The organism is Halomonas stenophila, assembly GCF_014192275.1.
Taxonomy (GTDB): domain Bacteria; phylum Pseudomonadota; class Gammaproteobacteria; order Pseudomonadales; family Halomonadaceae; genus Halomonas; species Halomonas stenophila.
Window position 1 is genome coordinate 1 of the sequence record NZ_JACHXR010000005.1, and the last position, 22922, is coordinate 22922.

General features: G+C 70.3%; 23 protein-coding genes. 17 read left to right on the forward strand and 6 right to left on the reverse strand.

The genetic code is table 11. From position 1 onward, the window contains the following. Positions 1-161: 161 nt before the first annotated feature. Entirely contained in the window at positions 162-689 is a 528-nt protein-coding gene (locus FHR97_RS10155) for a hypothetical protein (RefSeq protein ID WP_183383693.1), read from the forward strand. 227 nt (positions 690-916) lie between these two features. Here the strand turns inward: FHR97_RS10155 and FHR97_RS10160 are convergent, their stop codons facing one another. Next, on the reverse strand, positions 917-2116 hold the full coding sequence (locus tag FHR97_RS10160; RefSeq protein WP_183383694.1) for a pyridoxal-phosphate-dependent aminotransferase family protein: 1200 nt from the start codon (positions 2114-2116) through the stop codon (positions 917-919). Positions 2117-2520: 404 nt separating this feature from the next. Here FHR97_RS10160 and FHR97_RS10165 point away from each other — a divergent pair, with 404 nt between their 5' ends. The 3 genes from FHR97_RS10165 (at position 2521) to FHR97_RS10175 (ending at position 4204) form a co-directional block, all read left to right on the forward strand. After that, complete coding sequence (locus FHR97_RS10165; RefSeq protein ID WP_183383695.1) at positions 2521-3432, forward strand: hypothetical protein; 912 nt, start codon at positions 2521-2523, stop codon at positions 3430-3432. Positions 3433-3521: 89 nt separating this feature from the next. Then, entirely contained in the window at positions 3522-3893 is a 372-nt protein-coding gene (locus FHR97_RS10170) for a SpoIIAA family protein (RefSeq protein ID WP_183383696.1), read from the forward strand. Continuing rightward, complete coding sequence (locus tag FHR97_RS10175) at positions 3890-4204, forward strand: cupin domain-containing protein (protein ID WP_183383697.1); 315 nt, start codon at positions 3890-3892, stop codon at positions 4202-4204. The genes FHR97_RS10170 and FHR97_RS10175 overlap by 4 nt, the downstream gene beginning before the upstream one ends. 33 nt (positions 4205-4237) lie before the next feature. Here FHR97_RS10175 and FHR97_RS10180 read toward each other — a convergent pair whose 3' ends face one another. From FHR97_RS10180 to kynA, 3 genes are all read right to left on the reverse strand, one after another. Further along, the gene (locus tag FHR97_RS10180; RefSeq protein ID WP_183383698.1) at positions 4238-4732 is read right to left on the reverse strand and encodes a copper chaperone PCu(A)C; all 495 of its coding nucleotides are present in this window, start codon (positions 4730-4732) and stop codon (positions 4238-4240) included. Between the two features lie 93 nt (positions 4733-4825). After that, positions 4826-6478 carry an acyl-CoA dehydrogenase family protein gene (locus tag FHR97_RS10185; protein ID WP_183383699.1) on the reverse strand — a complete coding sequence of 551 codons (1653 nt, stop codon included), beginning with the start codon at positions 6476-6478 and terminating at the stop codon, positions 4826-4828. A gap of 116 nt (positions 6479-6594) precedes the next feature. Next, on the reverse strand, positions 6595-7455 hold the full coding sequence (gene kynA, locus FHR97_RS10190; protein ID WP_183383700.1) for a tryptophan 2,3-dioxygenase: 861 nt from the start codon (positions 7453-7455) through the stop codon (positions 6595-6597). Between the two features lie 144 nt (positions 7456-7599). Between kynA and FHR97_RS10195 the strand changes: the two genes are divergently transcribed. The 5 genes from FHR97_RS10195 to FHR97_RS10215 are packed head-to-tail and all read left to right on the forward strand — an operon-like array spanning position 7600 to position 12666. Then, complete coding sequence (locus FHR97_RS10195) at positions 7600-8148, forward strand: NUDIX hydrolase (protein WP_183383701.1); 549 nt, start codon at positions 7600-7602, stop codon at positions 8146-8148. Continuing rightward, on the forward strand, positions 8145-9071 hold the full coding sequence (locus FHR97_RS10200) for an AAA family ATPase (protein ID WP_183383702.1): 927 nt from the start codon (positions 8145-8147) through the stop codon (positions 9069-9071). The genes FHR97_RS10195 and FHR97_RS10200 overlap by 4 nt, the downstream gene beginning before the upstream one ends. Continuing rightward, positions 9068-10021, forward strand: coding sequence for a DUF58 domain-containing protein (locus tag FHR97_RS10205; RefSeq protein WP_183383703.1), 954 nt, complete (start codon positions 9068-9070; stop codon positions 10019-10021). The genes FHR97_RS10200 and FHR97_RS10205 overlap by 4 nt, the downstream gene beginning before the upstream one ends. After that, positions 10018-12156, forward strand: a complete 2139-nt coding sequence (locus FHR97_RS10210) for a transglutaminase TgpA family protein (RefSeq protein ID WP_183383704.1) — start codon at positions 10018-10020, stop codon at positions 12154-12156. The genes FHR97_RS10205 and FHR97_RS10210 overlap by 4 nt, the downstream gene beginning before the upstream one ends. Before the next feature lie 24 nt (positions 12157-12180). Beyond that, the gene (locus FHR97_RS10215; protein WP_183383705.1) at positions 12181-12666 is read left to right on the forward strand and encodes a glutathione peroxidase; all 486 of its coding nucleotides are present in this window, start codon (positions 12181-12183) and stop codon (positions 12664-12666) included. 15 nt (positions 12667-12681) lie between these two features. Here FHR97_RS10215 and FHR97_RS10220 read toward each other — a convergent pair whose 3' ends face one another. Further along, on the reverse strand, positions 12682-13071 hold the full coding sequence (locus FHR97_RS10220; protein WP_183383706.1) for a DUF7079 family protein: 390 nt from the start codon (positions 13069-13071) through the stop codon (positions 12682-12684). A gap of 162 nt (positions 13072-13233) precedes the next feature. On the opposite strand from FHR97_RS10220, the gene fabV reads away from it, so the two are divergent. The 3 genes from fabV to FHR97_RS10235 all read left to right on the forward strand — a co-directional run bounded on the left by fabV (position 13234) and on the right by FHR97_RS10235 (position 15805). After that, positions 13234-14445 carry an enoyl-ACP reductase FabV gene (gene fabV / locus FHR97_RS10225; protein ID WP_183383707.1) on the forward strand — a complete coding sequence of 404 codons (1212 nt, stop codon included), beginning with the start codon at positions 13234-13236 and terminating at the stop codon, positions 14443-14445. A gap of 54 nt (positions 14446-14499) precedes the next feature. Beyond that, complete coding sequence (locus tag FHR97_RS10230) at positions 14500-14709, forward strand: hypothetical protein (protein WP_183383708.1); 210 nt, start codon at positions 14500-14502, stop codon at positions 14707-14709. A 118-nt stretch (positions 14710-14827) separates the two neighbouring features. Beyond that, entirely contained in the window at positions 14828-15805 is a 978-nt protein-coding gene (locus FHR97_RS10235; RefSeq protein WP_183383709.1) for a GlxA family transcriptional regulator, read from the forward strand. A gap of 14 nt (positions 15806-15819) precedes the next feature. On the opposite strand, the gene FHR97_RS10240 is transcribed toward FHR97_RS10235, so the two are convergent. After that, on the reverse strand, positions 15820-16443 hold the full coding sequence (locus FHR97_RS10240; RefSeq protein WP_183383710.1) for a class I SAM-dependent methyltransferase: 624 nt from the start codon (positions 16441-16443) through the stop codon (positions 15820-15822). A 188-nt stretch (positions 16444-16631) separates the two neighbouring features. On the opposite strand from FHR97_RS10240, the gene FHR97_RS10245 reads away from it, so the two are divergent. From FHR97_RS10245 to astB, 5 genes are read left to right on the forward strand one after another with little or no spacing between them, the layout of a single operon-like run. After that, positions 16632-17846: an aspartate aminotransferase family protein gene (locus tag FHR97_RS10245; RefSeq protein WP_183383711.1), complete on the forward strand. Its 1215-nt coding sequence runs from the start codon at positions 16632-16634 to the stop codon at positions 17844-17846. Positions 17847-17896: 50 nt separating this feature from the next. After that, positions 17897-18967, forward strand: coding sequence for an arginine N-succinyltransferase (locus tag FHR97_RS10250; RefSeq protein WP_183383712.1), 1071 nt, complete (start codon positions 17897-17899; stop codon positions 18965-18967). Beyond that, complete coding sequence (astA, locus tag FHR97_RS10255; RefSeq protein ID WP_183383713.1) at positions 18967-20013, forward strand: arginine N-succinyltransferase; 1047 nt, start codon at positions 18967-18969, stop codon at positions 20011-20013. Before FHR97_RS10250 ends, astA begins: the two co-directional genes overlap by 1 nt. Further along, positions 20013-21482 (forward strand): succinylglutamate-semialdehyde dehydrogenase, encoded by a 1470-nt coding sequence (gene astD / locus FHR97_RS10260; protein WP_183383714.1) that lies wholly within the window; start codon positions 20013-20015, stop codon positions 21480-21482. The genes astA and astD overlap by 1 nt, the downstream gene beginning before the upstream one ends. Continuing rightward, positions 21479-22834, forward strand: a complete 1356-nt coding sequence (gene astB / locus FHR97_RS10265; RefSeq protein WP_183383715.1) for an N-succinylarginine dihydrolase — start codon at positions 21479-21481, stop codon at positions 22832-22834. Before astD ends, astB begins: the two co-directional genes overlap by 4 nt. The last annotated feature ends 88 nt before the right edge of the window (positions 22835-22922 follow it).

The following is a 22922-nucleotide window of genomic DNA, read 5'->3' on the forward strand; positions in this document are numbered from 1 at the left end:
ATCCGCTCGTGTTGATTGAGATCTTGGTCGTGATCAATCAACAGGATACGCCACCCTTCCTACCTCCTCCCGTACACCAGAAATCACCATAGCTCGTAAAGAGCTTCCAGGGCAACTTTCCCTTCTACGAGTTCGATGCCTTTATCGAGATGGCCGCGGACATGAAGGGTAACCAGCGTCACACCCTCAAGGTGCGTCACCGCTATCCGCAGTTCAGCAAGGACAAGCGTAACGGCCTGCCGTTGGAATTCACCTTTCCCACCAGTACCGGCAGCATCGCCGAGCGCTACGCCATGTGGGACATGCTGGGTCGCTTCATGGACGTCAGCCAGCCGCTGCCGGACATTCCCCGCCTGGAGCCGTTTCGCCATCTCGACCCGACCACCCGGGCCTTCGATGAAGCCGGCAAGCGTGGCCGCCCGGCGACATACTGGCGAGACCTCTACGCCAGCGTGGATGAAAAGGAACTGACACGCCTGCGGTGGGAACATCATGAGAAAGTGAACGCCGCCCCCTGGGGTAGCCGCCCCGATCAGATGGCCCAGTCGGTGCCGGGCTACGAAGACCGCTACACCGCCGAGCCCGAAGACGTGAATGCCTACGCGCATGCGCCGACCAAGAACGTCCGTTTTGTGGAGCGCCCCGACGCGGCTTCGTCGGACAACCCGTCGGAGCGAAATGACACCTAGCCCGACATGTCGAGAGCCTCGGTGGCCGCCGGATTCACCGAGGTGCTGAAACATCGAAGGATATACCGCACGGCAAGGACGCTGTGCCTAAATTTTCGCCAAGGCCGGCGAGCTGTTTTCTGACCCGGCGGTAGCATATCGGGTAGTGGCGACTCTCCTGTTATTGTAAGTTTGCGTATCTCCTCTGGCTCTAATCTGTCCCTGTCCCTGATTGTTTCCTGGCTATCTTACTCTTCGGCCGACAGGGCTTGCAGACGGTTCTCCAGGGCGGCCATGCCAGCCGGTAAGTCCACCGGGTAACCGAGGGCGTTAAACGTTGAACCCAAGGCATGCAGCGTGCGAAACAGGTTATGCACCCGGCACTGCTCACCCATTTGACCGATGCGTACGATGGGCGGGCCAAAGGAACCGGCAATCTCAACCCGAAAGTGACGCGAGATGTGGGAGCAGACTGCCTTTGAATCCAGCCCCTCGGGCAAGGCAATACCCACCACAGAATTAAGCCGGGCTTCGGTGGGCACGTAGAGCGACAGCCCCAACGCCTCTATGCCACCCTGCAACGCCAGACTGCTCTTGCGGTGGCGTTGAAAACGACGCTCCAGGGTCTCCTCGCAGACCAGACGCATGGCTTCGTGCAAGGCCAGCAGACCAGACACGGGCGCGGTGTAATGATAGGAGGCTTCATGCCAGAACCGGGTGGCGAGCTGGGCGTCCAGCGTCCAGTGCGGTATCGGCACCGGGCGTTGCAGAATACGCTGCCAGGCGTGTTCGGAGAAGGCGACCAGAGAGACGCCGGGAATCGAGCTCAGGCCCTTCTGGCCACCGGTAATCACCACATCGATGCCCCAGTCGTCCATGTTCAGTTCCATGGTGCTGAGCGTGCAGACCGCATCCACAATGAGGCGGCAGTTGTACCGTTGAGCCAGAGCGCCGATGGCAGCCAGGTCTTTGTTATGGGTGGTGTTCGAGGTCTCGCCCTGAACGATGGTCATCACTTCCGGTTCAAAGGTTTGCAGAATGTCTTCAATGCGACTGACATCGGCTCTGCAACCTTCATCGATCAGCAAGCGCTCAACCTCTCCGCCGGCGCGCCGGGCCATTTCGGCCAGGCGCTGTGAGAAGAAGCCATTGCAGACGCACAGTACCCGGGTGTCCGGCCACACCAGGTTGGTAACGGCCATCTCCATTGCGGCCGATCCCGGCCCTGCCACGCCCATCAGCCAGGGCGATTCGGTCTGGAAAATATAACGCCCCATCCGCTTCACCTGATCGATGATTCGCGCCATGGTCTCACCCAAGTGGTTAATGACAATACCATTCGCCGCCGCCACCGGACCAGGAATGGGTACCGGGCCGGCCCCCATCATCAACAGGGGGTCTTCGGGTAGAATCTGGTTAAGGCCATCTATATGGGGAGCTTGAATCATCCTGGGCACGTCCGGCTGGGTAGGGAAACAGTTAGGACTACAGAGCCCATATCATGAGGCGCTAACCCCACCAGAGCAATCACCAGTACGCCCTGTCAGCCTACCCTGCCCGGGCGAAAGGTCTTCTACCGTCCCCCTGAGCGCACCTGATGTACGGCTATTGGCTTGCGCTGTCTTCCATGAGTGGCATGTTCACGCTGGTTGGTCTCGGCTTCTTGGGGGCAGAGGAGGAATAGCTGAGGGCTTCGGGCATCGTCTGGATGGCGATTCTCCATCTGGTGGTCTTGCCGGCTCTGGCCATCGGCTATGTCCTCTTCATCTGATGGCGCTGCGCCCGCGTTCGGCAAGCCGCCGGGGGAGGGCTTGGCTAGGATGAAGATATCTCCCTGTCGTGGGCCCTCGCGATGCCCCACTCCCACCTTGCCCGGCCGACCGTGCGTCCCGCGCCGGGCTGGCGCCGCCTCATCCGGATCGTCCTGTGCCTGGCGCTGTCGTGCCTGGTGGGGGCGCCGGCCGCGGCCCAGGATGCGGCGACGCGCGAGCGCTGGCGCGAGGCCATCGCCGCCTCGCCCTTCGAGGCGCCGCTGAGCGTCGTCTCGGAGGCGCGCGCCTACGGCGTCAGCGGCAGCATCCATGCCCGCATCTCCCGGCCCCTGCCGGTGCTGGCGGGGGAGCTCACCTCGGCGGCGGCCTGGTGCGAGATCCTGTTCCTGCACCTCAACGTCGAGGCCTGCCGGCACGAGCCGCATGCCGAGAGGCCCGATGCCCTGAGCGTCCACGTGGGGCGGCGAGGCTTCCAGCCCCTCGAGGAGGCTCAGCGCATCGACCTGACCCTGGAGGTCCGGGCGGTGCTTCCCCAGTACCTCTCCCTCGGGCTGGAGGGCGACCAGGGGCCCTATGGCACGCGCGCCTTCCGCCTGCGGCTGCAGGCGATGCCGGACGGCGAGGCGGCGAGCCTGGTCCACCTGCGCTATTCCCTGGCCTATGGCACGCCCGCGCGCCTCGCCCTGTGGGCCTACTTCAACTCCGTGGGCCGGGACCGGGTCGGCTTCACGGTGGTGGGGCGCGAGGCGGATGGCTCCCCGCGCTACGTGGGAGGCGTGCGCGGCATGATCGAGCGCAACGTGATGCGCTTCTACCTGGCCCTGGAGGTCCATCTCGCGACGCTTGCCCTGCCCGAGTCCGACCGTCTCGAGACCCGCCTGCGGCGCTGGTTCGCGGCGACGGAACGCTACCCGCGACAGCTCCACGAGCTGGACGAGGCGACCTACCTGGCCCAGAAGCGCCGCGAGCAGGCCCGCCAGCCGGCCCGCTGAGGCGGAGGGCCCGGCGAGGAGGCCGGGGCTTGTTGCCTGGACTAGGCTGGCCTTGGAGAACGTTCGCGTCAGGGAATAAGGAGGCAGTCATGTTTCACGTAGAGCGCAAGGGCGACGATCGCCTGGATATCACCTTCGCCGGCAAGCTCGACAGCGAGGCCATGCGCGCCGCGCTGGATGACCTCATCGAGCGGTCGGAGGGCATCGAGCACGGGCGCATGCTGTATCGCGTCGAGGACTTCCACCTGCCGACCCTCGGCGCCATCGGCATCGAGATGTCGCGCCTGCCGGGGCTGTTCCGCTTCATCGGCCGCTTCGACCGGGCCGCGGTCATCGCCGGCCAGGACTGGATCCGGCGGGCCAGCGAGCTGGAGGGCTGGCTGATTCCCGGGCTCACCATCAAGGCGTTCGGGCCGGACGAGGAGGAGCAGGCCGAGGCCTGGTTGCAGGAGGCGCCATGAAGAACCTGTTCGACGAGCTGCCCGCGGTTCTCGACGACGAGGTCTTCGAGGTCATCGCCGGCAACGACCATGTCACCATCGAGTGCATCGTCTCCCGGGGTCAGGCCTCGCCGGCCGGCGGTGGCTGGTACGACCAGGCCCATGACGAGTGGGTCCTGGTGCTGAAGGGGGAGGCCCGGCTCGCCTTCGAGCGGGGCGACGAGATGCGGCTCGGCCCGGGCGACCACCTGGTGATTCCCGCCCACCGCCGACATCGGGTGGCCTGGACGACGCCGGACACCGAGACCGTCTGGCTGGCGGTGCACTACTGAGCCCGGGGCGCCCCGGTCGACGGCAGGTGCGGCTCAGTGCCCGTGGTGGCCGTCGGCGGCGGCGCTGCCCTCGGCGGCGTCCTGTACCCAGACCTCTACCTCGACCTCGCCGCGCTCGGCGAACTCCAGGGTCAGCGGGAAGTGGTCGCCCTCGGCCAGTGGGCCGCGCAGGTCGATCAGCATCAGATGGTGGCCGCCGCCGGGGCGCATCCGCACCGGCGCATCGGGCGTGATGCGCAGCTCCGGCACCGGGCGCATGCGCATGGTGCCGTCCGTCATGGTCATGTGGTGGATCTCGACGACGTCGCTGGCCGGCGAGCGTGCGCCCACCAGCACGGCCGGGCGGTCGCCGGTCACCTCGATGTCGAGATAGGCGCCGCCAGTCATCGCGCCCGGCGGCGTGGGCGTGGCGAAGGGGTGGGCGATGCGCAGGTCCTCGGCTTGCTGCTCGTGGGCGGCGGCCAGGGTCGGCAGCAGGCCGGCGGCCAGCAGGCCGGCCGCGGCGAGGCGGGGCAGGTGTCGCGTCATGCGGGCATCCTTGTGAGGCCGTGAACTGGCCTCAGGGTAGCGGGCCGGCCGGGACAGGCAAGGGGCGCGTTGTCGCAAGGCGACCTGCGCGGATCAGCTCGGCAGGCGGGCGAGGATCGCGTCGAGCGGCGCCTCCCGGGGCAGCACGCCGTAGGCGGGGCTCACCGCCTCGCCGAGCCGCGAACGGCAGAAGGCCTGGCCCAGCGGCGCGGGGGCATGACGCAGCAGCAGGGTGGCCTGCAGGCACTGGGCCAGGCGCTGGGTGAGCCAGCGGGCGCGGGGCTCCAGCGCCTCCGGGGCGTCGCCGAGCTGGCGTTCCAGCTCGGCCAGGGCGCGGTCCAGCTCGGGGGATTCGCCCTGCACCGCGGCGAACTCGCGGGTCATCGCCTCCCGGGCCTCGGGGTGACGCCCCAGCACCCGCAGCACGTCCAGGCAGATCACGTTGCCCGAGCCTTCCCAGATGGAGTTCACCGGGGCCTCCCGGTAGAGCCGCGCCAGCGGCGATTCCTCCACGTAGCCGATGCCGCCCAGGCACTCCATGGCCTCGGCCAGGAAGCCGGGCGCGCGCTTGTTGTGCCAGTACTTGGCCAGCGCCGGCAGCAGGCGGGCCAGGGCGCGCTCGTGGGCGTCGTCCCGCGCCGCGCCGTCGAAGGCCCGGGCGGTGCGCAGGCTGAGGGCAGCGCCGGCCTCCACCTCCAGGGCGAGGTCGGCCACCAGGGTGCGCATCAGCGGCTGCTCGGCCAGCCGCTTGCCGAAGGCCTGGCGGCCCTGCACGTGGCGCCAGGCCTCGACCAGGGCCTGGCGCATCATGCCTACCGGCGCGGTGGCGGCATCCAGGCGGGTCTGCTGGACCATCGCCAGGATGGTGGCCACGCCGCGACCGGGATCGCCCACCGCCTCCGCCCAGGCGCCGCGATACTCGATCTCCGCCGAGGCATTGGCGCGGTTGCCGCACTTGTCCTTGAGGCGCTGCAGCTCGATGGGGTTGCGGCCGCCGTCCGGCGCGAAGCGTGGCACCAGGAAGCAGCCCAGGCCGTCGTCGGTCTGGGCCAGGGTCAAGAAGGCGTCCGACATGGGCGCGCTGCAGAACCACTTGTGCCCGGTCAGCCGCCAGCCGTCCTCGACTCGCTCGGCCCGGGTGGTGTTGGCGCGCACGTCGCTGCCGCCCTGCTTCTCGGTCATCGCCATGCCGAAGGTCAGGGCGCTTTTTCGCTCGGCGGGAAGGGCTCGCGGATCGTAGTCCCAGGCCAGCAGGCCCGGCGACCACGCGGCCAGCACGCGCGGCGAGGCGCGCAGCACCGGCATGGCGGCATGGGTCATGGTCACCGGGCAGCAGAAGCCGGGCTCGGCCTGGGTCAGCAGGTAGAGGGCGGCCACGTGGGCCTGGTGGCCGCCGCGGCCCTCCTCCTGCCAGGCCACCGCCTGCCAGCCATGGTCCATGGCCAGATGCATCAGCTCATGGTAGGCGGGGTGATAGACCACCTCGTCGAGGCGACGGCCATGGCGGTCGAAGAGGCGCAACTCGGGGGGATGCCGGTTGGCCGCCTCGCCGAGGGCCTGCACGCGGCGACTGCCGACCTCCCGGCCCAGGGGGGCCAGGCGCCGGGCCACCCAGTCCGGCGCCTCGCGGCGCAGGGCCTCCTGCAGGGGCTGGTCGTCCGCCAGGGCGTCACGGTCCTCGGCCGGGGCGGGCTGGTTGAGCACCTGGTGGGTGGCCAGCCGGTCGCGGGGGGCATGATCCTGCATGGCGCGGCTCCGAGGCACGGGTTGCCTTGAGCATGGTGGCTGCCGGCGGCCCGGTCAAAATCCCCGGACTGAGGCCGGTGTGGTCCGCCGTTGGGCGCCGCCGCAGGGGCCCGGCCTCATAGCGAGGTGCGCACCGACCACAGCTCCGGGAAGAACTGCAGCTCGAGGGCCTTGACCAGGTAATGGACCCCGGCGGTGCCGCCGGTGCCGCGTCGGTAGCCGATGATGCGCTCCACCGTCTTCATGTGGCTGTAGCGCCACTTCTGGAAGTTGTATTCCAGGTCCACCAGCTTCTCGGCCAGCTCGTAGAGGTCCCAGTGCTGCGCCGTGTCGCCATAGATCTCGGCCCAGGCCGCCTCGACCTCGGGGGAGGCGACGTAGGGCTCCGACCAGTCCCGCTCGAGGTGGCCCTCGGGAATGTCGAAGCCGCGCCGCGCGAGCAACTGCAGGACGATGTCGTAGAGGCTCGGGGCCTGCAGGGCCGCCTTGAGGTGCGCGTAATGGCGCGCATGCCCGCGATGGGCCTCGATCATGCGGGCATTCTTGTTGCCCAGCAGGAACTCGAGCTCCCGGTACTGGAAGGACTGGAACCCGGAGCTCTGGCCGAGCTCGTCGCGAAAGCTCATGTAGTCCGCCGGGGTCATGGTGACCAGCACTTCCCAGGCCTTGATCATCTGCTCCTGGATCCGTGCGACCCGGGTCAGCATCTTGAACGCCGGACGCAGGTTGTCCTGGCGAATGTGCTCGGCGGCGCCATGGGCCTCGTGCAGGCACAGGCGCATCCACAGCTCCGAGGCCTGGTGGATGATGATGAACAGCATCTCGTCATGCTGGTCGGACACCGGATGCTGGCAGTCCAGCAGTCTCTCCAGGGCCAGGTACTGGCCGTAGCTCATGTCCTGGTCCCAGTGGATGCCCTCGCTCTCCAGGTCCACCTGTCGCTTGCGCTCGGTCTCGCGGGCTGGTTCGTCGTGCATCGTCGCCTCCGGATGGTGGGGTTGGGCCGTCACAGGGATATCACTCAGACTGCACGCAAGCGATGATCCGCGCCATCGCCGATACCGGGCGTGACGCTTCGCGCCTGACTGAGTAGGCTGAAGGCATTTCCCCGGAGACCCGTCATGACCGACGATGCCCTGGCGTCCCCGCCGCTGCCGGCGCCGCATATCGCCGACGAGAGCATCCAGCTGGTGGATGCCCGCAACCGTCCCTGTGGCAGCGCGTCTCGGGCCACCATGCGGCGCTTTCGCTACTGGCATCGCGCCACCTATATCGTCGTGCGCAACCGCCAGGGCGAGCTCTGCGTGCAGCGGCGCACCCTGACCAAGGAGGTCTTTCCCGGCGGGCTCGACCTGGCCGCCGGCGGCGTGGTCGGGGCCGGAGAGGCCGTGCACCGCGCCGCCCGCCGCGAACTGGCCGAGGAGCTCGGGATCGAGGGCGTGCCGCTGCGCCACGCCCTGGACTTCACCTATGTCGGGGAGGGCAACCACATCTTCGGCAGCGCCTACCGGGTCGACTACGAGGGCCCCCTGCGCCTGCAGGCGGAGGAGGTCGCCGAGGTCTTCTGGATGCCGCCGGCCGAGGCCCTGGCCCTGGAGGGGGCCACGCCGGACACCCGCCAGGCGGTGGCGGCGATGCTCGCGGCGGGCTGGCTGGAGGAGGGCGCATGAACCGGCCGGTGGCACGCGAGGGGCTGGCGGCGGTGCTCGCCGGCCTCGAGGGTGTGGTGCTGGGCAAGTCCCGGGAGGTGCGCCTGGCGCTGTGCTGCCTGCTGGCCCGCGGCCACCTGCTGATCGAGGACCTGCCGGGGCTGGGCAAGACCACCCTGGCCCAGTCCCTGGCCCGGGTCACCGGCCTCGACATGCAGCGGCTGCAGTTCACCAGCGACCTGCTGCCCGCCGACGTGCTGGGCGTCTCGGTGTTCGATCCCCGCGAGGCCAGCTTCCGCTTCCATCCCGGGCCGATCTTCCACGGCCTGGTGCTGGCCGACGAGATCAACCGGGCCACCCCCAAGACCCAGAGCGCGCTGCTCGAGGCCATGGAGGAGAGCCGGGTCACGGTGGAGGGGGAGACCCGGGAGCTGCCCGATCCCTTCTTCGTGATCGCCACCCAGAACCCCCAGGAGCAGGCCGGCACCTTCCCCCTGCCGGAGTCCCAACTGGACCGCTTCCTGATGCGGCTGTCGCTGGGCTACCCCGACCCCCGGGCCGAGCGCGAGATCCTGCGCGGCCGGGCCGGCCGGGCCACCCTCGAGATGCTGCCGCCGCTGCTCGATGCCGGTACCCTGCGCCGCTGGCAGGATCGCTGCGAGACCATCCACGTGGCCGAGCCGCTGTTCGACTACCTCCAGGCCCTGGCCGCGGCCAGCCGCGAGCATCCGGAACTGTCCTGGGGGCTCTCGCCCCGGGGCGTGCTGTCGCTGCTGCGGGCCGCACGAGCCTGGGCGCTGCTGGCGGGCCGCGACCACGTGCTGCCCGACGATGTCCAGGCCGTGTGGGTGCCGGTGGCCGGGCACCGGCTGAGCAGCGGGCGCCGCGAGACGGGGGAGGCCGTGGCGCGGCAGCTGCTCGAGCGGGTGCCGGTGGTACGATGACCCTGGCGCGGTCCGCCCCCGTCTCCTGGCGCGAGCGCCTGCGCCGGCACTGGCAAGGCCGCCTGTCCTCGCCGCTGGGCGAGCCCCTGCCCCAGAAGCGCCTCTTCCTGCTGCCCACCCGCTTCGGCCTGGGCTGGGCGGCGTTGATCCCCGTGCTGGTGCTGTTCGGCATCAACTACCAGAACAGCCTGGCCCACGCGCTGGCCTTCTGGCTCTTCGCCCTGGGCGTGGTGGTGATCCTGCGCGCCTGGCGCAACCTGTTGGGGGTGCGCCTCGCGCTGCGCCTGCCCGCCGAGGTGTTCGCCGGCGGCGAGGCCCGCCTGGGGATCGTCGCCAGCGCCCGGCGACCGCGCACGGCCCTGCGGGTGAGCGCCGAGGGCGGGGCGGCGTGGCTGGATGTCCGCGCCGGCCATGGCGAGACCGAGCTGGCCTTGCCGGTCCCGCGGCGTGGGGTGGTCCGGCTGCCGGTGCTGCGCCTGGAGACCCGCTGGCCCCTGGGCCTGGTGCGGGCCATGTCCTGGCAGGACCACGACACCGAGCTGCTGGTCTGGCCCCGTCCCCTGGTGGAGGAAACCTCCGCGCACCGGCCCGGGGGCCAGGGCCTGGATACCGGGGATTTCGCCGGGCTGCGACGCTTCGTGCCGGGCGACAACCCGACCCGCCTGGCCTGGAAGCAGTGGAGCCGCACCGGCACCCTGGCCACCAAGGACTTCGAGGCCCCGCCCCGCGAGAGCCTGTGGCTCGACTACCAGGCCTGCCGCGGCGCTCCCGAGCGTCGCCTCTCGATCCTCTGCGGTCGGGTGCTGGCCCACCATCGGGCCGGGGACCGCTATGGGCTGCGCCTGCCCGGCCAGGTGCTGGCGCCGGGAGAGGGCGAGGCCCATCGGCGGGCCGCCCTCGATGCCCTGGCGCGCTGTCAGCCGCCGGGGCTGGCGGAGCTGGCCCCTTGAGTCGCCTGCGCCGGCCGGCCTCGCCGGTCCTGCTGGCGGACGGGCACCGCCTCGGCGGCGTCATGCTGCGCCAGCTGTTCCTCGGCCAGTGCCTGGTGCTGGCCCTGCACCTGGCCTGGGTGCCGGGCTGGCTGGCGGCGATGGCGGTCGCCGTGGCCGGCTATCGCTATCTCCAGCTGCGCCGCGACCTGCCGCGCGCCGGCCTGGTGCTGCGCCTGGTGGCGGTGGTCGGCCTGGTCCTGGCGCTGTGGGTACACTACGACGGCTTCGGTGGCATGGGGTCGCTGATCGGCCTGCTGCTCGGCATCTACCTGCTCAAGCTGCTGGAGACCCAGAATCGTCGCGATGCGCGGGTCGTGGTGATGATCGGCCTGGTCACGGTGACCGTGGCCTTCCTCCACGACCAGGGCATGCTGATGGCCCTGGCCGCCCTGGTGACGGTGGCCTGGCTGCTGCAGTCGCTGGTCTGGCTGTCGGGCGCCCGGGACGCCCGTCACGCCTGGCGGGAGACCGCCTGGCTGCTGGGGCTCTCGGCGCCGCTGATGGCCGTGCTGTTCCTGGTCTTCCCGCGGATGGAGCCGCTGTGGAGCATGCCCCAGATGGGGCGAGCCGCCACCGGGCTCAGCGACCAGATCGCCCCGGGCGACATCGCCGAGCTATCGCGCAGCGATGCCCGGGCCTTCCGGGTCGCCTTCGAGGGGACGGTGCCGCCCCCCGTCGAGCGTTACTGGCGAGTCTACACCCTCTCGCACTTCGATGGCGTGCGCTGGACCCGCGCCACGCCGTCGCAGCTCGCGGCGACCCTGGGGCTTCCCCTGTCGCGCTTCGTGCACGAGGGCCGTCGCACCGCCTGGGGGGCGACCGACGGCGAGGCCCCCTACACTCTCGAGCTGCTGCTCGAGCCCGACAGTCGCCCCTGGCGACCCTCCCTGGGGGCCCCCCGCTCGGTCGACTCGCCCCAGCGCTTCCTGGCCGATGGCACCCTGGAGGGCCGGGAGCCGCTGCGGGCCCGCAGCCTGCTGCGACTCGCCAGCAGCGGGGCGCCGCCGGCCCATGCGGATCCCGCCGGCGCGGTCTGGCACACCCTGCTGCCGGCCGACACCAACCCCCGCACCCGGGCGCTGGCCAAGCGCCTGTGGCGCGAGAGCGGGGCCGACCCGGAACGCTACCTGCGCAGCGTGCTGGCGCGCTTCGGCGAGGCCCCCTACCGTTACACCCTGTCGCCGCCGCGGCTGACCGGTCGTGACCGCGTCGACGACTTCCTGTTCGCGACCCGGGCGGGGTACTGCTCCCACTATGCCTCGGCAATGGCCGTGATGGCCCGCACGGTGGGCATCCCGGCGCGGGTCGTGGCCGGCTTCCAGGGCGGCGAGCGACACCCCGACGGACACCTCACCGTGCGCGATTACGATGCCCATGCCTGGGTCGAGGTCTGGCGGGAGGGGGCCTGGCGGCGCCTCGACCCCACTGCGGCGATCGCCCCGGAGCGCATCGAGCAGGGGGCCGGGGCCGTGCGCGAGGGGCGCGAGGCCTTCCTGGCGGACGCGCCCCTCTCGCCGCTGCGCCTGCGCGAGATCGGCTGGGCCAACCAGCTGCGCCTGGAGTGGGAACGGCTGGAATACCGTTGGCAGCGTGGGGTGATCGGCTATCACCGCGAGGCACGGGATCGCCTGCTGGCGGGGCTGCTGGCCACGCTGGAGGCGTGGCTCACGGCGCTGCTCGCCTTGGGGGCCTGGACGCTCGCGCTGGGGGGCGGCCTGGTCCTGGGCGGGGCATTGCTTGCCACGCTGGGCCTGCGCAGGCTGTACCGCTGGGCGCTCGGCCAGCGGGGCGATGCCTGGCGCCTCCAGCGCCTGCAGGCCTGGCTGGCCAGGCGTGGGCGGCCGGCCCTGCCGGGCGAGTCACCGGCCGCCCACCTGCGACGCCTGGCGCCCGAGGCCGGCGTCGCCGGGCCGGCGCTGTTGGCCGCTGCCGAGGCGTTCGAGCGGCTGGTCTATGCTCCCCTCGCCGCCTCCGAGCGGCGCCGTCTGCGTCGTCGGCTGCGGCGCCGCCTCCGCGAGGTGCGCCGCGGCCTGCCACGGCGGGCCGGTAGCGGCCCCGGGGCTGGCGCCACGGGGCCGGAAATGGCATCGTGAGGGGACAGATAGCGAGCACGCGCCATGAGCATCCATGATCACGATTGCCGCACCCACCGCGGCGAGCCCTTCAACCTCCGTGCCCTGCGCGGCCAGGTGCTCCTGATCGTCAACGTGGCCAGCAAGTGTGGTTTCACTCCCCAGTTGCGGGACCTCGAGCGGCTCTACCGGCGCTATCGCGACCGGGGGTTCACCGTGCTGGCCTTCCCCTGCAACCAGTTCGCCCATCAGTCACCGGAGACGGCCCAGGCCTTCTGTGCCTTCGGCGAGCGCGAATACGGCGTGACCTTCCCGCTGATGGAGAAGGTCAAGGTCAACGGCTTGGACGCCCACCCGCTGTTCGTGGAACTCAAGCGCGCGGCCCCGGGGCTGTTCGGCACCGGCATGATCAAGTGGAACTTCACCAAGTTCCTGGTGGGCCGGGATGGCCGGGTGATCCGGCGATTCTCGCCCCGCGACGGGGCAGAGGCGCTGATCGAGGCCCTGGAGCAGGCCCTCGACGAGCCCTGAAGGGAAAGGCCTCCGTCAGTAACCGGTCTCGCCCCGGGCCACCGCCACCCGTTCCATCAGCTCGCTCCAGCGGTGGCGAGCCATCATGGTGGTCAGCCCGGAGAACAGCGCCCAGCTCTTGCGCCGCCAGCCGGTGAGGCGCAGGTTGTGGGCCACCAGCTGGCGCATCAGCTTGTGGTCGTCGAAGCGACGCCACTCGCCGGCCACCGACATCTGATGGCGGGCCAGCACCGGCGCCAGCTCCAGGCGGAACACCCACTCCAGCTCGTGCAGGGTCAGGTCGTGGCGCTGGATCACCTCGACCATGCGGGCGTAGTCGGTCTCCCGCGGTTCCCGCTCCAGCCACAGCGGCGCCAGGGCCAGCCAAAGCTCGCCGCGCTCGTCGACGAGGGTCTGCGCGTCCATGGGATTCTCCTGCTAGGGGGCGTGCCGAGCATCCTGCCCCAGCCGCCCGCCTCGCTCAAGGGCGGACAGCCCGGGCCCGGGCCGCTAGAATGTCGCCACTGACGAATGCCATGTAACAGGGCCGCGCCGCGGCGCGCCCCGGAAGCCAAGAAGAGGTCTGTCGTGATCATCAAGCCCAAGGTACGCGGTTTCATCTGCACCACCACTCATCCCGTCGGCTGCGAGAAGAACGTGCTCGAGCAGATCGAGGCGACCCGGGCGCGGGGCCTGGACAAGAGCGCCGGGCCCAGGAAGGTCCTGGTGATCGGGGCCTCCAGCGGCTATGGCCTCTCGGCGCGCATCACCGCCGCCTTCGGCTATGGCGCCGACACCCTGGGCGTGTTCTTCGAGAAGCCGGGCACCGAGAAGAAGCCGGGCACCGCCGGCTGGTACAACGCCGCCGCCTTCGACAGGTTCGCCAAGGCCGAGGGCCTGTACAGCAAGGCGATCAACGGCGATGCCTTCTCCCACGAGGCCCGCGACAAGGCCATCGAGCTGATCAAGCAGGACCTCGGCCAGGTCGACCTGGTGGTCTACTCGCTGGCCTCGCCGGTACGCAAGCTGCCGGACAGCGGCGAGCTCAAGCGCTCTGCCCTCAAGCCCATCGGCGAGACCTACCGGGCCACCGCCATCGACACCAACAAGGATGCCATCATCGAGGCCGAGGTCGAGCCGGCCACCGAGCAGGAGATCGAGGACACCATCGCCGTGATGGGCGGCGAGGACTGGGAGCTGTGGATCGACGCCCTGGACCGGGCCGGCGTGCTGGCCCCGGGGGCCCGGTCGGTGGCCTTCAGCTACATCGGTACCGAGATCACCTGGCCGATCTACTGGCATGGCGCCCTGGGCAAGGCCAAGGAGGACCTGGATCGCGCCGCCGGGGAGATCGACAATCGCCTGGCCGAGCAGGGCGGGGGCGCCAACGTGGCGGTGCTCAAGTCCGTGGTCACCCAGGCCAGCGCGGCGATCCCGGTCATGCCGCTGTACATCGCCATGGTCTACAAGGTGATGAAGGCGCAGGGCCTGCACGAGGGCACCATCGACCAGCTCAACCGCCTGTTCGCCGAGCGGCTCTATTCATCCGAAGGGCAGGGCGGCGCACTCGTCACCGACGAGGCGCGGCGCCTGCGCCTCGACGACTGGGAGCTGCGTGACGACGTCCAGCAGGCCTGCAAGGAGCTCTGGCCCCGGGTGACCACCGAGAATCTCTTCGAGATCACCGACTACGCTGGGTACAAGCACGAGTTCCTGAAGCTGTTCGGCTTCGAGCGGGAGGACGTCGATTACGACGCCGACGTGAATCCCGTGGCGGAATTCGATGTCGTAAACCTGTAGGGCCCCGGTTCGCCGGCGGCCTGTTCCCGAGATCCGCGAACCCAGGAGGTCGGTATGGATACCAGGGAAAGCAAGACGCCGGAAGAGGAACTGGAGCACTTCAAGGAGGTCAGCCAGCCCGAGGACTTCGAGCACCCCGAGCCCGATGAGGACCAGCCCGAGGCGCACCAGTCCCCTCAGCGCCTGACTTGGGTGTTGCCCGTGCTCATCGTGATCGTGGCGGTGGTGGTCATCGGGCTGCTGGTGATCGGCCTCAGCGACTGACCCGCCTTGCCATCCGCCGACGCCGGGCCCCCGGGCCCGGCGTCGGCGTGTCCGGGCGGCTGTCGCGACGGCTGCCTTTGGATAGAATAAGGCCTCCCAGCCGCAACGAGAGCGCCCCATGCCCGAATCCCCGATCGCCTCATCGACCATGCCGGTGTCACGGCATGTGGGGGTCGTGGTGTTGCCCGGCTTCTCGCTGCTGGCCCAGGCCTGCGCCACCGAGCCGCTGGTCGTGGCCAATCGCCTGGAGGGACGCAGCCTCTACCGGCTATCCACCTACGCCGTCGACGAGCGGCCCGTGGCCAGTGCCGCCGGCCAGGCGCTGGTGCCCCAGGCGGTGGCCGGGGACCCCGACCAGGCGCTGGACATGCTGCTGGTCTGCGCCCCCGGGCCGCTCGCGGGCAGCGTGCCGGCGGGCCTGCTCGACTGGCTGCGGCGCCTGGCCGCTGCCCGGGTGGTGCTGGGCGGCATCGGCGGCGGCACCGAGGTGCTGGCCCGGGCCGGGGTGCTCGATGGCTATCGGGCGACCCTGCCCTGGCCGCGCTTCGCGGCCTTCGCCCGGGACTATCCACGGGTCCGCCTGTCGCAGCAGCTGTTCGAGATCGACCGCGATCGCCTGACCTGTGGCGGCGGCACCGCGGCCATGGACATGATGATGACCCTGGTCGGCAGCCAGCACGGCGGGGATCTGGCCGAGCGGATCTCGGAGCACTTCGTGCTGGAGCGCATCCGCATGGGCGACGAGCCCCAGCAGGTGCCGCTGCGGACCCGGCTCGGCCATGCCCCCCAGAGCCTGGTGGACGCCGTGTCACTGATGGAGTCCAACATCGAGGAGCCGCTGACCACCTACGAGCTGGCCGAGCATCTCGGCATCTCGCGGCGCCAGCTCGAGCGGCTGTTCAAGAAGTATCTGCAGGCGGTGCCCAGCCGCTACTACCTCAACCTGCGCCTGCAGCAGGCCAGGCGGCTGCTGCGCGAGAGCGACCGGCCCGCCGGCGAGATCGCCCTGCAGACCGGCTTCTCCTCGGCGGCGCACTTCTCCACCGCCTACCGCAACCACTTCGGCATCACCCCACGGGAGGAGCGCCTGGGCTGAGTCCGTCGATATTTTCAGACATTGCCTTTGCGCGCCAGGAGGGCGCGGAACAGCGAGCCCATCAGCACCGGCCGATCGGCCTCGACGGCGAAGCCGGCGCCCTCCAGCAGCGGCCGGGCCTGGCGGGTGATATCGGTGGCGATGGCCGAGGTGACGAGGTTCAGCGCCCGTCGGCCGGGGCCGGCCGGGCGCTCGTCGGCCTGGAACTTGTCCATCACGCACAGCTGGCCATGCTCGGCCAGCACCCGGTGGGCCTCGGCCAGGCCACGCACCGGGTCCGGCATCACCGCCAGGATCAGATGCATCACCACCACGTCGAAGTGGCCATCGGGATAGTGCAGGGCCTCGGCGTCCATCACCTCGGTCTCCACGTCTCGCCCCATGGCCTCGGCGCGGGCGGCCAGGCGCTGCACCATGGCCGGGGAGAGGTCGGTGGCGTGGAGCTCGATGTCCCGGGGCAGCCAGGGCAGGTCGAGTCCGGTGCCGGCCCCGACCAGCAGCACCCGCATGCCCGGTCGCCAGTGCACCTGGGCCAGCGCCTGGCGGCGCGCCTGGCGAAAGGCACGCTCGGCGACGTGGTCGTAGAGCGGGGCATAGAGGCCGTAGCGCAGGCGGTTCCAGGCCGTGGTGTTGAGCATCCGGGCGTCCTCCTCGAGCTGACCCCCACCATAGCCGATCCCGCCGTGGCGCGTATCGAGGGCCGCCGCACTGCCTTTTTCACAATTCGTCGTCCCATTGCTGAAAGCCCCCCGCGAGGGGGCTCCCTATACTCGAGTGAACTTGGATTCATCCTGACGAGCCTCGGCTCGCGACCACGGAGAGCGACATGACCCAGACCCCGACCCGCAGCGACTTCGACCAGTACATGGTGCCCAACTATGCGCCGCAGAAAACCATTCCGGTGCGTGGCGAGGGCAGCCGCCTGTGGGACCAGGAAGGCCGCGAGTACATCGACTTCGCCGGCGGCATCGCGGTGAACTCCCTGGGCCATTGCCATCCGGTGCTGGTCAATGCCCTCAAGGAGCAGGCCGACAAGCTGTGGCACCTCTCCAACGTCTACACCAACGAGCCGGCCCTCAAGCTGGCCCGCTCGCTGGTCGAGCGCACCTTCGCCGACAAGGTCTACCTGTGCTCCTCCGGCGGCGAGGCCAACGAGGCCGCGCTCAAGCTCGCGCGCCGCTGGGCCCACGACAACCATGGCGAGCACAAGCATCGCATCGTCTCCTTCTACCAGTCCTTCCACGGCCGCACCTTCTTCACCGTCAGCGTCGGTGGCCAGCCCAAGTACTCCCAGGGCTTCGGCCCGGTGCCAGGCGGCATCGTCCACGGTGAGTTCAACGACCTGGACAGCGTGCGTGACCTGATCGACGGCGACACCTGCGCGGTGATGGTCGAGCCGATGCAGGGCGAGGGCGGCATCCTGCCCGCCGAGCCCGCCTTCCTGCAGGGCCTGCGCGAGCTGTGCGACCGGCATGACGCCCTGCTGATCTTCGACGAGGTGCAGACCGGCGTGGGCCGCACCGGCTCGCTGTTCGCCTACATGGACTACGGCATCACCCCGGACATCCTGACCAGCGCCAAGTCCCTGGGCGGCGGCTTCCCGGTGGGCGCCATGCTGACCACCGACCGCATCGCCCCGGCACTGGGCATCGGCACCCACGGCTCCACCTACGGCGGCAACGCCCTGGCCTCCGCCGTGGCCCTGGCCGCCATCGAGCATATCGACACCCCCGAGGTGCTGGCCGGCGTCAAGCAGCGCCACGACCTCTTCCGCGAGCACCTCGAGGCGATCAACCGGCAGCACGGCGTGTTCAAGGAGATCCGCGGCATGGGCCTGCTGATCGGCGCCGAGATGAGCGACGACTATCAGGGTCGTGCCAAGGACATCCTGCCGCTGGCCATCGAGGAGGGCCTGATGGCGCTGGTCGCCGGCCCCAACGTGTTGCGCATGGCGCCGTCGCTGGTGATTCCCGAGGCCGACATCGCCGAGGGCATGGCGCGCCTGGAGCGGGCGATTGGCCGGCTGGTGGCCGCCCAGTGAGCCTCGGCCACGCCATGCGAGATCCCGAACCATCCGCTGGAGGCCACGCCATGCTGGTCGTACGTCCCACCCGGCCGGCGGACCTGCCGGCCCTGGAGCGGCTGGCGGGCAGCGCCACGCCGCGCCTGACCAACCTGCCGGCCCATCGGGACCGCCTCGAGGAGCGCATCGCGCGCTCCCAGCGGGCCTTCGAGGCCGAGGTGGAGTTCCCCGGCGACGAGCACTACACCTTCGTCCTCGAGGACCTGGAGCGTGGCGAGGTGGTGGGCACCGCCACCGTGCGCGCCCAGGCCGGCGCCCGGGAGGCCTACTATACCTACCGGCAGGAGACCCTCATCCATGCCTCGCAGCAGCTCGACGTGCGCCGCGAGGTGCAGACCCTGTCGCTGTCCCACGAGGTCTCCGAGGCGAGCCTGCTGTGCGCCTATTCGCTGGATCCCCGCTACCGGGGCACCAGCGCCGAGAGCCTGCTGCGCCGGGCCCGGCTGATGTTCATCGCCCAGTACCCGGAGCGTTTCGCCGAGATCCTGGCGATGGCCTTCCCCGGCTACCTGGACGAGGACGGCGAGTCGCCGTTCTGGAACAGTGTGGGTCGCCACTTCTTCGTGCGCGATTACCAGGAGATCAACTACATCGCCGGGGTGCGCTCGAAGAGTTTCATCGCCGAGGTGATGCCCCAGTTCCCGCTCTACCTGGCGCTGCTCACGCCCCAGGCCCGGGCCGCCATCGGCCGCGAGCACCCGGATCACGAGTCGGCCATGAGCGAGATGCTGGCCGAGGGCTTCCTGCGCTCGCGCCACGTCGACATCTTCGATGCCGGCCCGGTGATCAAGGGCGAGCGCGAGCGCCTGCAGAGCTTCCGCCGCGCCGCCTGGCACCCGGTGCGCATCCGCCCGGCCCACTCGCTGCCGGATGCCGAGCCGGCCCTGGTGGCCAACCAGCGGCTCCACGACTTCCGCTGCGTGGTGGCGCGCTATGCGCTGTCGCCCACCGGCCAGCTGATGCTGTCGCCGGAGCACGCCGAGCAGCTCGGCGTCGAGGAGGGCCGTGCCGTGCTGGCCGCGCCGCTCGCCCTGCCGGGCGATGAGCATGATCCGGGCTACGACGAGGGAGAGTTGTAATGCGCATTCGACCCATTGCCCCGTCCGACCTGGACGAGCTGCAGGCGCTGGCTCGGGAAACCGGGGTGGGCTTCACCTCGTTGCCCGACAATCGCGACTTCCTGGCCCACAAGATCGATACGGCGGTGAGCGCCTTCGCCCAGCGGACCCCGGTGGACCAGCGGCTCTACTTCTTCGTCCTCGAGGACGAGGACACCGGCCGCCTGGCCGGCTGCTGCGCCATCGAGGGGCAGGTGGGCCGCGAGGTGCCCTTCTACCATTACCGGGTGGGGACCCTGGCCCACTCCTCGGTGCAGCTCGACCTGCACCGCACCATCGACACCCTGTTCCTGAGCTCGGACCACACCGGGGACGCGGAGGTGGCCTCGCTGTTCCTGCGCCCCGAGTACCGCGGCCGCGATCGCCGCCATGAGCGCAACGGCGCCCTGCTGTCGATGATGCGCTGGCTGTTCATGGCCGAGTTCCGCGACAGCTTCCCCGACAAGGTGCTGGCGGAGATGCGCGGGGTCTTCGATGCCGAGGGCAAGAGCCCCTTCTGGGAGTGCCTGGGCAGCCACTTCTTCCCCATGGACTTCGATGAGGCCGACCGGCTCACGGGGTTGGGGCAGAAGAGCTTCATCGGCGAGTTGATGCCCAAGTTCCCGATCTACACCCCCTTCCTCTCCGAGGAGGCCCGGGCCTGCATCGGCCAGGTCCATGAGCACACCCGGCCGGCCTTGGTGATGCTCAAGAAGGAGGGCCTGCGCTGGGAAGGGTTCATCGACATCTTCGACGGTGGCCCCACCGTGGAAGCCTATATCGACGACGTGCGTGGCGTGCGGCTGTCGCGGACCTGTCGAGTGGAGGTCAAGGCCGGCCAGCCGGCGCAGGCCCCGCGCCCGCGCTGGCTGGCCGCCACCACCGGCATGGCCGGCTTCCGTGCGGCCTGGCTGGGTCGCGGTCCCGACGACGACGGCGTGGTGACCCTGAGCGAGGCCGAGGCGAAGCGCCTCGAGGTCGGCTCGGGCGACACCCTGCGCATTCTGGATACCGACGAGGAGGCGTGATGAAGGCGACGCAACGGCTGCTGATCGGCAGCCAATGGCAAGACGGCGAGGCCGAGGGCTTCACCAAGCAGGACCCGGTCTCGGGCGACACGCTGTGGCAGGGCAACGCCGCCTCCGAGGCCCAGATGGGCGCCGCCGTGGACGCGGCCCGGACCGCCTTCCCGGCCTGGGCGCGCCAGCCCTTCGCCGAGCGTCAGGCGCTGGTCGAGCGCTTCCGCGAGGTGCTGGAGCGCCATCGCGAGGACCTGGCCACGGCCATCGCCGCCGAAACCGGCAAGCCGCTCTGGGAGGCCCGCACCGAGGTCGGTGCGATGATCGGCAAGGTGGCGATCTCCATCCGCGCCTACCAGGAGCGCACCGGCGAGCGCGAGCGCGACCTGGGCGAGACCCGGGCGGTGCTGCGCCACCGCCCCCATGGCGTGATGGGGGTGTTCGGCCCCTACAACTTCCCCGGCCACCTGCCCAACGGGCACATGGTGCCGGCGCTGCTGGCCGGCAACACCGTGGTCTTCAAGCCCAGCGAGCAGACCCCGCTGACCGCCGACCTGACCCTGCAGTGCTGGCGCGAGGCGGGCCTGCCCGAAGGCGTGATCAACCTGGTGCAGGGGGCCGCCCCGGTGGGCCAGGCGCTGTCCGGCCATCCCGACATCGACGGCCTGCTGTTCACCGGCAGCGCCAAGGTCGGCGGCCTGTTGCATCGCCAGTTCGCCGGCCAGCTCGACAAGATCCTGGCCCTCGAGCTCGGCGGCAACAACCCGCTGGTGATCAAGGACGTGCCCGACCAGGATGCCGCCGTGCTGACCATCCTGCAGTCGGCCTTCCTGTCCGGCGGCCAGCGCTGCACCTGTGCGCGCCGCTTGATCGTGCCGGAAGGCCAGGTGGGCGACCATCTGCTGGACGCCCTGTCCGACGCCATCGCTCAGCTGCGCGTGGCCGGCCAGTTCAGCGAGGAGGCCCCCTTCTACGGCGGCCTGGTGAGCGTGGCGGCCGCCGACGGTCTGCTCGCGGCCCAGGACGACCTCGAGGCCCGGGGCGGCGTCGTGCTGTCGCGCATGGAGCGCCTGGAGGAGGGCACCAGCCTGCTGTCGCCGTCGCTGATCGATGTCACCGGCCTGGAGATTCCCGACGAGGAGCACTTCGGCCCGCTGCTCAAGGTCCATCGCTACCGCGACTGGGACGAGGCCCTGCGGCTCGCCAACGACACCCGCTACGGCCTCTCCGCCGGCCTGATCGGCGGCGAGCAGGCCGACTGGGATGACTTCCTGCTGCGCATCCGCGCCGGCATCGTCAACTGGAACCGCCAGACCACCGGTGCCTCCGGCGACGCGCCCTTCGGCGGCGTGGGCGACAGCGGCAACCACCGCCCAAGCGCCTACTACGCCGCCGACTACTGCGCCTATCCGGTGGCCTCCATGGAGAGCGAGGACCTGCACCTGCCCGACCAACTGCCGCCGGGGGTGCACCTGTGAGCCACGAATCGAACCCGAAGGTGCGCGAGGTCAACTTCGACGGCCTGGTCGGGCCGACCCACAACTTCTCGGGCCTGGCCCACGGCAACGTGGCCTCCATGACCCACGAGGGCCTGGTCGCCAACCCCCGGGAGGCCGCGCTGCAGGGCCTCGAGAAGATGAAGTCGCTGATGGACGCCGGCTACGCCCAGGGTGTGCTGCCGCCCCAGCAGCGGCCGGACCTGGGCGCCCTGCGCGCCCTGGGCTTCACCGGCAGCGACACCCAGGTGCTGTCCCGGGCCGCCAGCGAGGCGCCCCAGCTGCTGCGAGCGGTGTGCTCCGCCTCCAGCATGTGGACCGCCAATGCCGGCACGGTCACGCCGAGCGTGGATGTTCCCGACCGCCGGGTCCACTTCACGCCCGCCAACCTGCAGTCCAGCTTCCATCGCTACCTGGAACCGGCGACCACCGGCCGGGTGCTGGCATCGATCTTCCGCGACGAGCGCCACTTCGCCCATCATCCGGTGCTCCCGGCCACCCCGGCCTTCTCCGACGAGGGCGCGGCCAACCACACCCGGCTGTGCGGCGACCACGGCGAATCAGGGGTGCACCTGTTCGTCTACGGCCGTCAGGCCTTCGGCGGCGACGGCATCGAACCCCGGCGCTACCCCGCACGACAGACCCTCGAGGCCAGCCAGGCGGTGGCCCGCCAGCATGGCCTCTCCGCGGCGCAGACGGTGTTCGCCCAGCAGCATCCCGAGGCCATCGACGCCGGCGTCTTCCACAACGACGTCATCGCGGTGGGCAACGGCCCGGTGCTGCTCTACCACGAGATGGCCTTCCGCGACGAGCAGGGCACCCTGGACGCGCTGCGCGCCAGGATGGCCACGCCCTTGATCCCGGTGCGGGTGCCCGTCGAGGCGGTGAGCCTGGACGATGCCGTGGCCTCCTACCTGTTCAACTCCCAACTGCTCAGCAATCCCGACGGCACCATGACCCTGGTGGTGCCGGGGGAGTGCCAGGAGCGCGAAGCGGTGTGGCGCTGCCTGCAGGATCACCTGCTGGCGGGCCACAACCCCATCGCCGAGGTGGTGGTCAAGGACGTCAAGCAGAGCATGCGCAACGGCGGCGGCCCGGCCTGCCTGCGGCTGCGCGTGGCGCTGTCCGCGGCGGAGCGGGCCGCGCTCTCCGGCCGGGTGCTGCTGGACGACGCCCTGCATGGTGAGCTCACCGCCTGGGTCGAGCGCCATTATCGCGACCGCCTGGCCCCGGCCGACCTGGCCGACCCCCAACTGGCCCATGAGACGCTCACTGCGCTGGACGAGCTGACCCGACTCCTCAAGCTGGGCAGCGTCTATCCCTTCCAGCGGTAACGCTGTCGCCTGCTCTGAGGCTCTCTCGTTGCCCCGCCGTTCGGTGGGGCTTTTTCGATTCGGGGCCGGGACGGGGCTCGGCGCGGGG